The 13906-nt window shown below is 72.5% G+C and carries 14 protein-coding genes and 1 pseudogene; 11 read left to right on the forward strand and 4 right to left on the reverse strand.

Going from position 1 to position 13906, the window contains the following annotated elements; translation table 11 throughout:
* The first annotated feature begins 11 nt into the window (after positions 1 to 11).
* Entirely contained in the window at positions 12 to 656 is a 645-nt protein-coding gene (locus tag HHX37_RS24720) for a hemerythrin domain-containing protein (RefSeq protein WP_182886944.1), read from the forward strand.
* A complete protein-coding gene (locus HHX37_RS24725; RefSeq protein WP_182886945.1) occupies positions 656 to 1660 on the forward strand; it encodes a pyridoxamine 5'-phosphate oxidase family protein in 1005 nt (334 codons plus the stop codon). The genes HHX37_RS24720 and HHX37_RS24725 overlap by 1 nt, the downstream gene beginning before the upstream one ends.
* A gap of 25 nt (positions 1661 to 1685) precedes the next feature.
* On the opposite strand, the gene HHX37_RS24730 is transcribed toward HHX37_RS24725, so the two are convergent.
* A complete protein-coding gene (locus HHX37_RS24730) occupies positions 1686 to 2438 on the reverse strand; it encodes a hypothetical protein (RefSeq protein ID WP_220499102.1) in 753 nt (250 codons plus the stop codon).
* A 124-nt stretch (positions 2439 to 2562) separates the two neighbouring features.
* On the opposite strand from HHX37_RS24730, the gene HHX37_RS24735 reads away from it, so the two are divergent.
* The 3 genes from HHX37_RS24735 to HHX37_RS24745 are packed head-to-tail and all read left to right on the forward strand — an operon-like array spanning position 2563 to position 5467.
* On the forward strand, positions 2563 to 3606 hold the full coding sequence (locus HHX37_RS24735) for an AAA family ATPase (RefSeq protein WP_138460648.1): 1044 nt from the start codon (positions 2563 to 2565) through the stop codon (positions 3604 to 3606).
* A complete protein-coding gene (locus HHX37_RS24740; protein WP_182886946.1) occupies positions 3603 to 4523 on the forward strand; it encodes a DUF58 domain-containing protein in 921 nt (306 codons plus the stop codon). Before HHX37_RS24735 ends, HHX37_RS24740 begins: the two co-directional genes overlap by 4 nt.
* Entirely contained in the window at positions 4520 to 5467 is a 948-nt protein-coding gene (locus tag HHX37_RS24745) for a VWA domain-containing protein (protein WP_111697566.1), read from the forward strand. Before HHX37_RS24740 ends, HHX37_RS24745 begins: the two co-directional genes overlap by 4 nt.
* Here HHX37_RS24745 and HHX37_RS24750 read toward each other — a convergent pair.
* From HHX37_RS24750 to HHX37_RS37915, 3 genes and pseudogenes are all read right to left on the reverse strand, one after another.
* On the reverse strand, positions 5409 to 6878 hold the full coding sequence (locus HHX37_RS24750) for a hypothetical protein (RefSeq protein ID WP_182886947.1): 1470 nt from the start codon (positions 6876 to 6878) through the stop codon (positions 5409 to 5411). The two genes, HHX37_RS24745 and HHX37_RS24750, sit on opposite strands and share 59 nt — an antisense overlap.
* Positions 6879 to 7015: 137 nt before the next feature.
* Complete coding sequence (locus HHX37_RS24755) at positions 7016 to 7507, reverse strand: hypothetical protein (RefSeq protein WP_310740530.1); 492 nt, start codon at positions 7505 to 7507, stop codon at positions 7016 to 7018.
* 125 nt (positions 7508 to 7632) lie between these two features.
* Positions 7633 to 8040, reverse strand: a pseudogene (locus HHX37_RS37915) (RNA polymerase sigma factor); the annotation flags it as partial.
* A 143-nt stretch (positions 8041 to 8183) separates the two neighbouring features.
* On the opposite strand from HHX37_RS37915, the gene HHX37_RS24765 reads away from it, so the two are divergent.
* The 6 genes from HHX37_RS24765 (at position 8184) to HHX37_RS24795 (ending at position 13900) form a co-directional block, all read left to right on the forward strand.
* Positions 8184 to 8834 (forward strand): class I SAM-dependent methyltransferase, encoded by a 651-nt coding sequence (locus HHX37_RS24765; RefSeq protein WP_182886950.1) that lies wholly within the window; start codon positions 8184 to 8186, stop codon positions 8832 to 8834.
* Positions 8831 to 9412: a TrmH family RNA methyltransferase gene (locus tag HHX37_RS24770; RefSeq protein WP_259402832.1), complete on the forward strand. Its 582-nt coding sequence runs from the start codon at positions 8831 to 8833 to the stop codon at positions 9410 to 9412. The genes HHX37_RS24765 and HHX37_RS24770 overlap by 4 nt, the downstream gene beginning before the upstream one ends.
* Before the next feature lie 57 nt (positions 9413 to 9469).
* On the forward strand, positions 9470 to 10267 hold the full coding sequence (locus tag HHX37_RS24775; RefSeq protein WP_182880896.1) for a glycerophosphodiester phosphodiesterase: 798 nt from the start codon (positions 9470 to 9472) through the stop codon (positions 10265 to 10267).
* Positions 10268 to 10313: 46 nt separating this feature from the next.
* Positions 10314 to 11663 carry an MFS transporter gene (locus HHX37_RS24780; protein ID WP_111697560.1) on the forward strand — a complete coding sequence of 450 codons (1350 nt, stop codon included), beginning with the start codon at positions 10314 to 10316 and terminating at the stop codon, positions 11661 to 11663.
* A gap of 236 nt (positions 11664 to 11899) precedes the next feature.
* The gene (locus tag HHX37_RS24785; protein ID WP_182886951.1) at positions 11900 to 12445 is read left to right on the forward strand and encodes a MaoC family dehydratase; all 546 of its coding nucleotides are present in this window, start codon (positions 11900 to 11902) and stop codon (positions 12443 to 12445) included.
* A 195-nt stretch (positions 12446 to 12640) separates the two neighbouring features.
* Entirely contained in the window at positions 12641 to 13900 is a 1260-nt protein-coding gene (locus HHX37_RS24795) for an acetyl-CoA hydrolase/transferase family protein (protein ID WP_182886952.1), read from the forward strand.
* Positions 13901 to 13906: the final 6 nt, after the last annotated feature.

Here is a 13906-nt window from a genome sequence, read left to right on the forward strand (position 1 = left end):
GGAACAGACTGATGATCACACCAGAACACCTGACCGGCTTCCTGATGATGCACGCCGGTTTCCGCGCCGAGTTCGGCCGCCTGGCCGAGGCGTGCACGCACCCGCGTGACGACGCGCACGAGGAACTGCTGGAGGAGCAGCTCGCACTCGTGCTGGACATGCTGCACGCCCACCACTCGCACGAGGACGCCCACCTGTGGCCCAGGCTCGTCGGCCGCGCCCCGGAGGCGGCGGACGTGCTGGCCGAGCTGGAGTCCGAGCACGCCGTGCTCGACCCGCTCGTCGCGGCCGCCTCCGACCGCGGGGTGCCCCTGGCCGGGCGCGCGCCCACCCTGCGGCGGCTGCACGAGCTCGTCAACGAGCACCTCGACCACGAGGAGCGGACCGCCGTGCCGCTCATGCTCCGCCACCTCACCCTCGACGACGTCGAGGCCGACAAACGCCGGGCGATGGACGACTTCGGCCGCCGCCGGATCCCCGTCATCTTCGGCTGGCTCGCCTCGAGTGCGGACACCCGCCTGCTCGCCACGTCGTACGCCGACCTGCCCGTCGTGGCCCGGCTCATGTTCCGCCTGTTCTGGTGGCCGGCCTACCGGCGGCGCTTCGCCCGCCTGTACGGCGCCGCCGCCCCCGCGAACGCCGTCCTGGAGTCGTGATGACCACGCCCGTATCGACCATGTGGCCGCGCGAGACGGCCGAGCTCTTCGACCGCGCGATGGTGTGCGAGTACGCCTCGCTGACCCGCGACGGCCGGCCCGTCACCTGGCCCGTCACGCCGTACGTCGGCGCGGGCGGCACGCTGGACGTGAGCACCGGGCTCACCTACCCGGACAAGGCCGAGCGCGCCCGGCGCGACCCGCGCGTCGCGCTGCTCTGCTCCGATGCCGGGGGCACGGGACCGGACGGTGCCCGTCCCCGGGCGCCCGTCGTCCTCGTGCAGGGCCGGGCGACTGTACGCGACGCGGATCTGCAGGCCAATACCGACCGGTACGTCCGCGAGTCGCTCGCCAAGACCGGCGCCGGGTTCGCCGGGATGCCGTGGTTCCTGGTGAAGCGGCTGGGATGGTACTTCGCTCGGATCTGGGTGGAGGTCACCCCCGAGAGGATCGTCTGGTGGCCCGAGGGCGACCTGTCCAGGACACCCGAGATCTGGACGGCCCCCGGGGACGTCGTGGTCCCCGCCTCCGATCCGGCCCCCACAGGCCCCCGGCTGCCGAGCCGATCGGCCCCGCCGGCGGACTGGCGGCCCTTCGCCGATCGCGCGGCCCGCCTGGGCGAGCCCGTCGTCACCATGGTCGCCGACGGCATGCCGCTGGCGGTGCGCACCCGCTCGGCCGTGCGCACCGAGGCCGGTTTCGACCTGCGCCTGCCCGCGGGGGTCCAGGCGGCCGAGGGGCCAGTGTGCCTGACCTTCCACCGGCACGGCCCGGCCATGGAGTGGCAGGAGAACGTGGTGCTCGTCGGGACCGCGACCGGAGCGGGCGACCGGCTCGGCGTGCGGGTCGAGCGGGCCCTGAACGACTGGAGCCTCTCCGGGAACCGCCGCGAGCGGAACCGCTCGTTCCTCGGCCAGGGCAGGCTGCTCAGGAAGCGCCTGAAGGCCGAGGCCGCCCGCCGCGGCCAGCCCGTCCCCCGCGTCCGCCGCCCCCAGCCTGACTGACACGCCGGCCGGACGTACGCGGGGCTCAGATGGGACCGCGGCCGTCGTCGAGGTCCATCGGCCACGGCGACTCGCTGCCGCTCCCGGACGGGCCGGGGGTGGGCCGCTGCGGCACCGGCGAGGCGGGCTCGGGCGGCGGGCTGGGCACGAACTGCGTGTTCGGCAGCGGCCGGGCCGGCTCCTGCTCGTCCTCGCCGCGGAACAGCAGCAGCCAGGCGGCCACGAGGAGCACGAGCACCAGGGTGGCGAGCAGCGTCGAGGCGAGCACGACCGAGCGGCGGGTGGCGACCGCCGGGGGCGGCGGGGCCGGCGGGCCGGGCACCGCGGGGGTGGCGTCGCCCTGCCAGTAGTGCAGGAAGTCGGGTCCGTGCCGCTGCCCGATGAGCGTGCCGGACACCGTGACCGGGTCGAGGAACCGCTCGGCCCCCGGGGCGTTCGGCACGTACGGCACGGCGACCCAGGGGGCGGGACCGTCGTGCATGGCCAGGACGGTCGGCGTGTCGGGGGCGCCCCGGCCGCGCATCCGGTCCACCAGGGAGGCGCCCCAGCCGAGCACGCCCGTACGGCCCTGCCGCTCGGCCTCTCTGATCGCGGTGACGAACCGGTCCCGGGCCGCGGCGTCGAGGGCGGCGCCGCTGCTGAGGACCGCCACCGACACCACCCGGCCGTCGGGTGCCTGGCCCAGGTAGACGAGGCCGCCCTGGGCCGTGCGCAGGCGTGCCTGCAACGCGATCGGTCCCACGTGGGACGGGTCGCCGTACTGCAGAGGGGTCACCATCTCCTCCACATCAAAACACACAAGCACGACAACACACGGGCGCGACAGGGGGTGTGGCACGCGCCGGGACGGGCAAATGGGAGAGAAATGGATTCTCCCGCCGAGTCACGGTTGAATAACGAGCATGACCGTTGCCGATGAACGCAGTGACCCCGAGCCCGGCGAGGGCGTCGCGGAGCAGGAGGACGGGGAGGCTCGGCTGGATTCCCTGATGGACGCGCTGGCCGAGGTCCGCCGTGTGATCGTGGGGCAGGACCACATGGTGGAGCGGCTGCTGGTGGCGCTGCTCGCCCGGGGGCACTGCCTGCTGGAAGGCGTGCCGGGGGTGGCCAAGACCCTCGCGGCCTCCACGCTGGCCACCGTGACCGGCGGATCGTTCGCCCGGATCCAGTTCACCCCCGACCTCGTGCCCAGTGACATCGTCGGCACCCGCGTCTACCATCCCGGCTCCGAGAGCTTCGACGTCGAGCTCGGGCCGGTGTTCGTGAACTTCCTGCTGGCCGACGAGATCAACCGCGCCCCGGCGAAGGTGCAGTCGGCGCTGCTGGAGGTGATGGCCGAGCGGCAGGTCACGCTCGCCGGGCGGACCCACCCGCTGCCCCGCCCGTTCGTCGTGCTCGCCACGCAGAACCCGATCGAGTCCGAGGGCGTCTACCCGCTGCCCGAGGTGCAGCGCGACCGGTTCCTGTTCCGGGTGCTGGTGTCCCACCCGAGCGCCCACGAGGAGCTGGAGATCCTCCAGCGGATGAGCGTCCGGCCGCCGGTGCCGAGGCCGGTGCTGGACCCGGCCACCCTCCTGCGGCTGCAGGACATGGCCGAGGAGGTCTCGGTGCACCAGCTCGTGGCCGACTACGTCGTACGGCTGGTCATGGCGACGCGGACCCCGTCGGAGTACGGCCTGCCCGACCTGGAGGACACGATCGAGATCGGGGTGAGCCCGCGGGCGACGCTGGGCCTGGTCTCCGCCGGGCGGGCGCTGGCCCTGCTGCGCGGCCGCGACTACCTGCTGCCCGACGACATCCGCGACGTCGCCGTGGACGTGATGGCGCACCGGCTGATGCTCACCTTCGACGCGCTGGCCGACGAGGTGGACCCCGCCGAGGTCGTCGGGCGCATCCTGCGGGCCGTGCCGCCGCCCCTCGTGGTGTGGAACCAGGGCATGCGATGAGCGGCGGCAACCCCGACCAGGCGCTCCGGCGGCTGGAGCTCACGGTGGTGCGGCGGCTGGACGGGTTGCTGCAGGGCCGCCACCAGGGGCTGATCCCCGGGCCGGGCAGCGAGCACGGCGACAGCCGGGTGTATGTGCCCGGCGAGGACGACGTGCGCCGCATGGACTGGGCGGTGACCGCCCGCACGACGGTCCCGCACGTGCGGGACCTGATCGCCGACCGGGAGCTGGAGACCTGGGCGCTGGCCGACCTGTCGGCCAGCATGGAGTTCGGCACCGCCGAGGTCTCCAAACGCGACCTGGTCATCTCCGCCGTGGGGGCGATCGGGATCCTCGCCGGACGGGTGGGCGACCGGTTCGGCGCCTACATCCTGTACGGCGACGACGTGCACCGGTATCCGGCCCGGCAGGGCAGGCCCCGGCTCTACGCGTTACTGCACTCGCTGCTCGGCGCGCCGCCCGCGCAGGGCTCGGTCGATCTCGGGGAGGGGCTGGAGATGATGGCGGCGGCGCACCGCAAACGAGGGCTGCGGGTGGTCGTCTCCGACTTCCTCGACCCGGCGGACTCCTGGGAGCCGCCGCTCCGCCGCCTGGCCGCGCGGCACCAGGTGCTGGCCGTCGAGGTGGTCGACCCGCGCGAGCTGGAGCTTCCCGACGTCGGTTTCGTCACCCTCACCGACCCGGAGACCGGCCGCTCACGCGGCGTCCACCTGTCGCGCGGGATCAGGGAGCGGTACGCCGAGGCGGCGGCCGAGCAGCGCTGGGAGATCCGTACGGCGCTGCGCCGGGCCGGGGCCGCCCACATGGTCCTGCGCACCGACCGCGACTGGGTGTTCGACCTCGCCGGGTTCGTGCTGCGGCAGCGGCGCACGGCCCATCTGATGCGGCGGGCCGCGGGCAGGAGGGCGGGCGCGTGACCTTTCTGTCCCCCGGCTGGCTCTGGCTGTTCGTCCTGGTCGCGGCGATGATCGCGGCGTACGTGGCGCTGCAGTTCGCCCGCCGCCGCTACACGCTGCGCTTCACGAACCTGGCGCTGCTGTCGCTGGTGGCGCCGGAGCGGCCCTCGTGGCGGCGGCACGTGCCGGCCGTGTTGTTCCTGATCATGATGGCCCTGCTGGTCATGGGCGCGGCCAGGCCCGCGGGCGCGGTCAAGGTGCCCAGGGACCGGGCCACCATCATGATCGCCGTGGACGTGTCGCTGTCGATGGATTCCAACGACGTCGAGCCCACCCGGCTCGTCGCGGCCAAGCAGGCCGCCCAGCAGTTCGTACGGGACCTGCCGGACCGGTTCAACGTCGGCGTGGTGGCCTTCGCCCGGTCGGCGGCCGTGGTGATCTCCCCCACGACCGACCACGCGGCCGTGACCACCGCCATCTCCAGCCTGACCACCCGGGCCGGCACGGCGATCGGCGAGGCGGTGTTCAACTCGCTCGACTCGATCAGGTCGTTCGACCAGCGGGCGGTGACCGACCCGCCGCCCGCGGCCATCGTGCTGCTGTCGGACGGCGACAACACCTCCGGCCGGTCGGTCAACGAGGCCGTGGAGGCGGCCGTCGGCGCCAAGGTGCCGGTGTCCACGATCGCGTACGGCACGCCGGAGGGCACCGTGACGATCGACAACCGGGCGGTGCAGGTGCCGGTCAACAAGGCCACCCTGCAGTCGTTGTCGGACGGCACCGGGGGCCGGGCGTACACCGCCGAGTCGGGGAGCGAACTGCGGGACGTCTACGCGCAGATCGGCACCTCGCTCGGGTTCAAGGTGGTGCACCAGGAGATCACCCAGCGGTTCCTCGTCGCGGCGATCATCGCCGCGATGCTCGCCGCCGCCGCGGCCATGCTGCTCGGCGCCCGCATCCCATGACCGGGTCACGCCCGCGTCCCGGCGAACGGCGCCGCGCGGGCCGCGCCGCCGGGCGACGAGGGGCTCGGCCGAAGGCCAGTCCGGCCGCCAGGCACGCCACGGGCACGACCGGAAGCACGTACCGGTGGTCGAAGTCGAGCACGGCCACCGGCGCGACCAGCAGCGTGACGGCGACCGCCCACGGCAGCGCCGCCGTCCGGGGTCGCCGCACCGCGCCCGCGGCGCCCAGCAGCAGGACGGCGGCCAGCAGCGGCCCGCGCAGGTAGGCCGGGTACTGGTAGGCGACGAGCAGGTCCGCGTACGGCCGGACCGACCGCATCCCGGTGAGGTCCGGGTCGTACTCCCTCCTGACCTGCCCGGCGAGCGGCTGATCGGCGGGCAGCGGCCAGGTGCCGTGGGCGAAACCGAACGCGGGGACGGTGCGCGCCGGGTGGGCGACGGGGGTCCAGGCGAACGCGAGCGCGGTGTCCCTCGCCACGTCGCGCAGGTAGTCCAGCGGCTGGGCGGCGATGGCGCGCAGCGCGAAGGCGCGGGCCCGTTCGTTGAGCGCGGCGTGCCCGCCGGGGAGCCGGTTGAGGGAGGACTCCCCCGCCCACACGTACTCGCTCGCGGCGTCGAGCGCGAGGCCGTTCGGGCACAGCGGCGCGAGGTCCGGCGGAGGCCGGACGAGCGCGCAGTCCGCGAAGGTCATGGTGCGGGCCCACAGCGCGACCCCGTCCCCGCCGCCGATCGCGAACCTGCCGTGGACCCCGGCGTACCATCCCGCGTACGCGGCGACCGGCAGCAGTCCGGACAGCGCGAGAACGGCCAGGCGGCGCCAGGGGACGCGGCGTACGGCGAGCGCCGGCACGGCGAGCAGGATCAGCGGCAGCGCGATCGTCCGCGTGAGGGCGGCTCCCGCGAGGAGCAGGCCGGCGGCCGCGGCGGCCCGCGCGGACGGCACCGGGCGGCGGACCAGCAGGGCCGTGGCCGCCACGACCAGCAGGACGAACAGCGAGTCGGACAGCACCGCGTGCTCCAGGCGGAGGAACGACGCGTCGAACAGCACCGGCGCCGAGGCGGCCACGGCGGCCCAGCCTGGCGCTCCCCTGCCGCGCAGCGCCGCGTAGACGACGACGCCGGTCGCCAGTCCCATCCCGTGCTGCACGGCGACGACCACCTCGACGCTGTGGAAGGGCAGGAGGGCACGCAGCAGCAGGGGGTATCCGATCGGGTGGAACCCCTGCTCGGGCCGCAGGTGGACGGCGTTGTGCAGGTAGGTGAACGAGTCGTACCAGTACAGCCGGGCGGGCGGATAGCCGAGCATGGTGACCACCCGGAGCGCGGCCGCGATCGTCAGCGTGACCGTGAAGGCGCGGTGCCGCCCGGCCCGGGCGAGGACCGGGAGCAGGCGGTGAGCGTACGCGAGCATGGCGAATCCGATCGGGGAGGGGAGACGGGCAGGCGTCATCCGCGCACGGCGCCCAGTGGCCGGGTTCCGTGATCGCGGCGGGAGTTCGGTCGCCTCACCGAGCCGCGTGGTTCAGCGCGGCCCGGCGGCTCGGCGGCTCAGGGGTGGGACGGTGACTCGGCGGCCGCCGGGCAGTAGGCGTCCCTGGCGCGTGGCCGGGGGTTGGGTGCCGGGCCGACCAGCAGAAGCGCCTGTCCGTCGGCGACCATGATCCCCTCGTGGACGTACCAGCCGGCGGGGGCGGGCAGCCGGGCGCCGCCGGCGGCGTAGGAGGTGAACTCCGCTCGCACGCCGTGCTCCCGCAACAGGGGCAGGACCTCGGCGACGGTCCTGCTGAGGAAGTCCACGCAGTGGAAGGGCCGGCCTTCCATGTCGATGTGCTCCATGAGGCCGTACCGCTCCCCCGGCCGGGCGGCGCGGCCGATCAGCACCTCGGCGTGCCCGCGGAAGTCCACCGGGATGCGGAACCCGGCCGGGCAGCCGGCGAAGCGCGCGCACGTGCCCGGCGCCTGGATCGGGGTGATGGCGCTGTTGTCGCGGGTTCCGTCGACGTAGAGCGCCCGTCCCGCCGAAGCGGGGGCCGTGGACACGATCCGCACCTCCACGTCCAGGCCCCGCTGGCGCAGTTCACGCTGGTACGTCGCGGGATCGGCGAACAGCGGTGCAGCCGGAGGCGAGCGGCCCCGCGCGAGCAGCCGAGCACCGTGGCGATCTCCGCCGACGCCAGCCCTTCCCAGCTCGCCAGCGCCAGCACCTCGCGGTCGTCGGCGCCGAGCCGCCGGAACGCCCGGCGTACGGCGTCGAGCTCCCCGTGGTCCAGCGGCCAGGGCGGCTCTTCCCGCCGCCGCGCGTCCCACAGGGCGAGCTCCGCTCCGAGCCGCTCGACGAGCGCGCTCCTGCGAGTCTCGGCCCTGCGGCCGTTGGCCAGCACCCTCCGGGCCACGCCGTACAACCAGAGGCGGGCCGCCGGACCCGCGGGGACGTCGCCGATGCGCCGCCAGGCCGCGGCGAAGGTCTCGGCCAGGGCGTCGGCGGCGTCCTCGGGGGACGTGGTGCGGCGCCGGACGTAGGCGAGGAGATCCGCGTAGTGCGCCACATAGATCTCCTCGAAACGGCGCCTCATGTCCCCGCGGCCCACCGCTGCTCCCCCTTCACCGTTTTTCCCGCCGTCTCGTACGTGTCCGGAAGGCCGGAAGTGTTTCACCCCCGTCTCCGCGGAGCCGTCCGTGGAGATCACCGCTCCGCGGCGTTGGTACGTTTGGGCACGTGGCCCATTACTTCGAGGAGCGTCCCGAGGCGGACAGCCGGCCGGGGACGGTCACCCTGGTCCTCCCGGATCTGCACCTGCGCCTGGAGACCGACAGCGGGGTGTTCTCCCCCGAGCGGATCGACTCCGGGACCCGGGTGCTGCTGGAGACCGTGCCTCCGCCGCCCCCGGAGGGCGACCTGCTCGACCTCGGCTGCGGCTACGGCCCGATCGCGCTGACCATGGCGTCCCGGGCGCCGGGGGCGACGGTGTGGGCTGTCGACGTGAACCGCCGTTCGGTGGAACTGTGCCGCAGGAACGCCGTGAGCGCCCGCCTTGACAAAGTAAGGTCGGTGCACGCCGACGAGATGCCGGCGGACGTCAGGTTCCGGGCGATCTGGTCGAACCCGGCCATCCGGATCGGTAAGGCCGCCCTCCACGCCATGCTCACGCGGTGGCTCGACCGGCTCACCCCCGACGGCAGCGCGTACCTCGTCGTGCAGAAACACCTGGGCTCCGACTCGCTGCAGCGCTGGCTGACCGAGCAGGGCTGGCCCGCCTCGCGGCTGGCCTCCCGGTCCGCCTACCGCGTCCTGCGGGTGGACGCCCGCCCCGCACCCTCCCCCGCGCCCTCCTCTGTGCGCGGCTCTTCCGGCGACCAGGAGCGATGAGCGCCCCGATGAACACGACCAGGACGACCACGACCAACCCCCGCAGGCAGCTCAAGCCGACCGACGTCAAGCGGCTCAACCGCACCTGGCGCCGCAACACCGAGGGCCGGCTGGCGCTGATCCTCGAATCCGTCACGGGCCCCTTCAACATCGGCTCGATCTTCCGCACCGCCGCCGCGTTCGGCGTGGAGACGATCTGGCTGGCCGGCAACGCCACGCCGCCCACCAACCCCAAGGCGCAGAAGACCGCGCTCGGCACCGATCGGCTGGTCGAGTGGCACGAGCCGGTCCCGGTGACCGACGCCGTACGCGCCGCCAGGCAGGAGGGCTACCGGGTCGTCGCCGTCGAGCTGACCGGCGACGCCGCGCCGCTGCACGAGGCCGCGCTGGATGGGGACGTCTGCCTGGTGCTGGGCAGCGAGGACCACGGCTGCTCCCCCGCCTGCCTGGAGGCCGCCGACGCCGTGGCCTACATCCCGCAGGTCGGCAGGGTCGGATCGGTCAACGTGGCGGTGGCCGCGGCGATCGCGATGGCCGAGGCCAGGCGACGGGAATGGGCGTCGTTGGGCGCCTCGTGACCCAAATGTTCATGTCCGTGCGCTGACGCACTCTCCGAGACCCGGCATACTCCTTTCGTGCACCGCCGTTTCGCGTTCCTCGACCATCCCGGCCCGCTCGCCTTCGCGCACCGCGGCGGTGCCGCCGAGGGCCGGGAGAACACCATGGAGGCCTTCTCCAGGGCCGTCGGCCTCGGCTACACCTACCTGGAGACCGACGCCCACGCGACCTCCGACGGCGTACTGCTCGCGTTCCACGACCACACCCTCGACCGCGTCACCGACCGCGCCGGACGTGTCTCCCGCCTCCCCTACCGCGAGGTGCGGGCGGCCAGGATCGGCGGGCGGCACGAGATCCCCCTGATCGAGGACCTGCTCGGCACCTGGCCGGACGTGCGGTTCAACATCGACGTCAAGGAGAGCGCCGCGATCGCGCCGCTGGCCCGGGCGATCCGCCGCACCGGCGCCCACGACCGGGTCTGCCTGACGTCGTTCTCCGACGCCCGGCTGTCGCGCGCCCTGCGCGCGGTCGACGGGGAGGTCTGCTTCTCGCTCGGCCCGCGCGGGCTGGCCGCCCTGCGCACCGCCGCGATGGGCGGCGGGTACGGCCGCCTGCTGTCGGGGCTGGCCCGGGCGGGGGTGCCGTGCGCGCAGGCGCCCATCGGGTTCCGCGGCCTGCGGGTCACCACCCGCGCCCTCGTGCGGACGGCGCACGCGATCGGCATGCAGGTGCACGTGTGGACGGTCAACGACCCGGTGACGATGGCCCACCTGCTCGACCTCGGCGTGGACGGCATCATGACCGACAACATCAGCGGCCTGCGCGACGTCCTCAAGTCGCGCGGGCAGTGGCACCCCCGCCCGGCGGTCCCGTAACCCGCGGGACCGCCCGGCACGACCGCTCCACAGGCGAGGAGAGACGATGACCGCCCCCCAGGTCGTTCAGGAGGAGCTTCCCGGCGCGCGTCGGCGGGAGCAGCGCGGCTGGTACTGGTACGACTGGGCCGACTCGGCGTTCCAGACGACCGTCCTGACCGTCTTCCTCGGGCCGTACCTGACCTCGGTCGCCACGACGGCGGCGGGCGGCCCGGACGGCTTCGTGTCGTTCCTCGGCCTGGACCTGCGGCCGAAGGCGTACTTCACCGCGATGGTGACGATCTCGGTGCTGCTCCAGATCGTGGTCATGCCGGTCGTCGGCGCCGTGGCCGACCACACCGGGCGCAAGAGGCGCATCCTCGGGTCGCTCGCCTTCACCGGCGCGGTGGCCACCTTGGGGTTCTACCTCGTCTCTGGCGACGCGTACCTGCTGGGCGGCGCGCTGTTCCTGCTCGCCAACGTCACCTTCGGCTCGGCGCGGGTCGTGTACGACTCCTTCCTGCCCCAGATCGCCGGGGCGGAGGAACGCGACACGATCTCCAGCAGGGGGTGGGGCTTCGGCTACCTCGGCGGCGGCCTGCTGCTCGCGCTCAACCTGGTGGTCTACCTGTTCGCCGACATCGACGAGGGCCTGGCGGTGCGGATCAGCCTGGCCTCGGCGGGCCTGTGGTGGGGCGCCTTCACGATCATCCCGATGCTGCGCCTGCGCGACCGGCGGGTGCCGGTCCACGAGGCGACCGCGGCGCGGGCGGTCGCCGGCAGCGTGCGCCAGCTCGGCCGCACGATCGCCGAGGCGCGCCGCTACCCCCGTACGCTGCTGTTCCTGGCGGCCTACCTGGTCTACAACGACGGCGTGCAGACCGTCATCGGGTTCTCCGCGACGTACGCCGACCAGGAGCTGGGGCTGGGGCAGACCCACCAGATCGGCGCGATCCTGATGGTGCAGTTCATCGCGGTCGGCGGCGCCCTCGGGCTGGGGCGGCTCGCGGCGGTGTTCGGGACCAAGCGCACGGTCCTCGCCAGCCTGGTGGTGTGGACCGTGGTGGTGGGGGTGGCCTACTTCCTGCAGAAGGGCGCGGCCCTGCAGTTCTACGCGATCGCGTTCGCCATCGCGATCGTCATGGGCGGCACGCAGGCGCTGTCACGGTCGCTGTACTCGCTGGTGATCCCGCCGGGGCGGGAGGCGGAGTACTTCAGCCTGTACCAGGTGAGCGACAAGGGGTCGGCGTTCCTCGGCTCACTGGTGCTCACGCTGGCGCTCCAGCTCACCGACAGCTACCGCACCGCGATCGTCTCGCTGATCGTGTTCTTCGTTCTCGGATTCGTGCTGCTCACGACCGTCAACCTGCCCCGGGCCATCCGCGACGCGGGCAACGAGGTCCCCGACCACATCTGAGAGGGGAGATCCTGGGAGGGACCGTCCGTGCTGCCTGGGGGCATGACCCCGCGACGCATGGAGGGCCAGCTGTCCGCGTTGGGCCTCGTGCTCACCTCAGCGGCTTCACCGATCAGAAATCCTCCGCCACGCTGATTGAAATGCGTATCCGGCTATCGGCAAAAGATGGTTTATGTGTCGTGCGAAACCCCTTCGGGTAGCAGATGGGGAGCAAGCCGACCCGAGGGGGAGGTCAGATGACCACCGAATCGGTAGAGCGGGTTTCGTGGTCGGGTCGCTTTTTTGAGGACTTCTCAGTGGGCGACACGTACCGGCATCCGCTCGGACGAACTGTGACCGCCACGGACAATGTATGGCAGGCCCTCCTGACGCAGAACACCATGCCGGTTCACTTCGACGCGCACTATGCGGCTCAGACCGAGTTCGGCCGACGCCTGGTGGACTCGACGTTCACGTTGGCTCTGGTCACCGGTCAGAGTGTCACGGACGTCTCACAGCACGTGATGGCGAACCTGGGCTGGGACAGGGTGCGGCTGCCGAACCCGGTGTTCGAGGGCGACACTATCTACTCACAGTCGGAGGTGCTGTCCGCCCGGGAGTCGCATTCCCGCCGCAACGTGGGCATCGTGGCGGTCCGCACCATCGGCTTCAACCAGCATGGTGAGATCGTCATCGTCTTCGAGCGCACCATGATGATCTACCGGCGGGGCCACGGGCCTGACGTGACCGCGGTGCGGCCGGTGTGGGACGAGCGGGCACGGCGGGCCGTGCAGGGGCCGTGAGAGCCAGGTCGTGGCTCCTCACGCCTGGTGACCGTCCCGATCGGTTCGGCAAGGCGGCGGCCGCCGGGGCGGTTGTCGCCGTACTCGACCTCGAAGACGCCGTCGCACCCGACGACAAGATCGGCGCCCGAACCGCCGTCGACGGCATCGGCGTGCCGGTGGTCGCGCTCGTCGAGTCGGCCGACAGGAGGTGTCATGAACGCACCGACCGATGTGCTGGACCTGGTACGAGACGGCGCGGACCTGATCGTGCCGATCCACCACGGCGAACCTCACACTGTCATCGACGCTCTCGAAGCCCACGCCGACCGCTTGACCGATGTTCGCATCCATCAGATGGATCCGGCCCGCGAACGCGCCTATATCAACGGCAGGTACCCGGGGCGGCTGAGCCACGTCAGCTACTACCTGGGACCGGGATGCCGGCAGGCCTATTGGAACGGCACGTGTGAGCTCGTTCCGGCACACTTCAGCGAGGTGCCCAGGCTGCTGCGCGAGTACACCCGGCACTCCCTCGTCCTTGCCGCTTCGACCTTGCCCGACGAGCACGGCTACTTCAGCCTGGGCACCAATGCCGACTACGCGGCCACATTCATCGGTGAGGTGCCCTTCTTCCTGGAGGCCAACCCGCGAATGCCGCGCACTTCCGGACAGAACCAGATCCACGTCAGCCAGGTCGCCGGCTGGTGTGTCGCCGACTACCCGCTGCAGGAGACGATGCCGGCCGTACCCGACGTCCGGGACAAGCGCATCGCGGAACTGGTGGTCGAGCGGGTGCCGAACGGGGCGTGCCTGCAGATCGGGGTCGGCCGCATCCCCAACGCGCTGCTGTCCGAGTTGTCGGGACACCGTGATCTGGGTGTGCACACCGAGGCGATGTCCGACGGCATCATGCACCTCGCGGAACAGGGCGTCGTCACCGGCACGCGCAAGAAGCACCAGCGCAACAAACATGTCGCCGCCTTCTGCATCGGCACCCGGCGTTTCTTCGACTGGCTCGACGGCAACGCGTCCGTGGCCATGCTGCCGGTCGACTGGGTCAACGACCCACGCGTCGTCGCCTGCGAACCCGTCATGATCTCGATCAACGCCACCAGTGAGATCGACCTCATGGGCCAGGCGGCCAGCGAGACCATCGCGGGTCGTTACTGGTCAGGTTCGGGAGGGCAGGCCGACTTCGCCCGCGGCGCCATGTACTCCGACGGAGGGCAGGCGTTCCTCGTCACCCACGCGGCGACCGGCGACGGCACCAGCAGGATCAAGGTTGAGCTCGGCAACGCCACCCCGGTCACCACGTTGAAGAACACCATCGACCACGTCGTCACCGAGTACGGCATCGCCGAGCTGAGGGGCCGCAGCATCTCCCAGCGCGCCGCCGCGCTGATCGCCATAGCCCACCCCGATCACCGGGACCGGCTCACCTACGAGGCCCGCCACGCCGGGCTGTTGCACTGAACGCGT

This window comes from Microbispora sp. H10885 (genome assembly GCF_014161415.1).
GTDB classification, from domain to species: domain Bacteria; phylum Actinomycetota; class Actinomycetes; order Streptosporangiales; family Streptosporangiaceae; genus Microbispora; species Microbispora triticiradicis.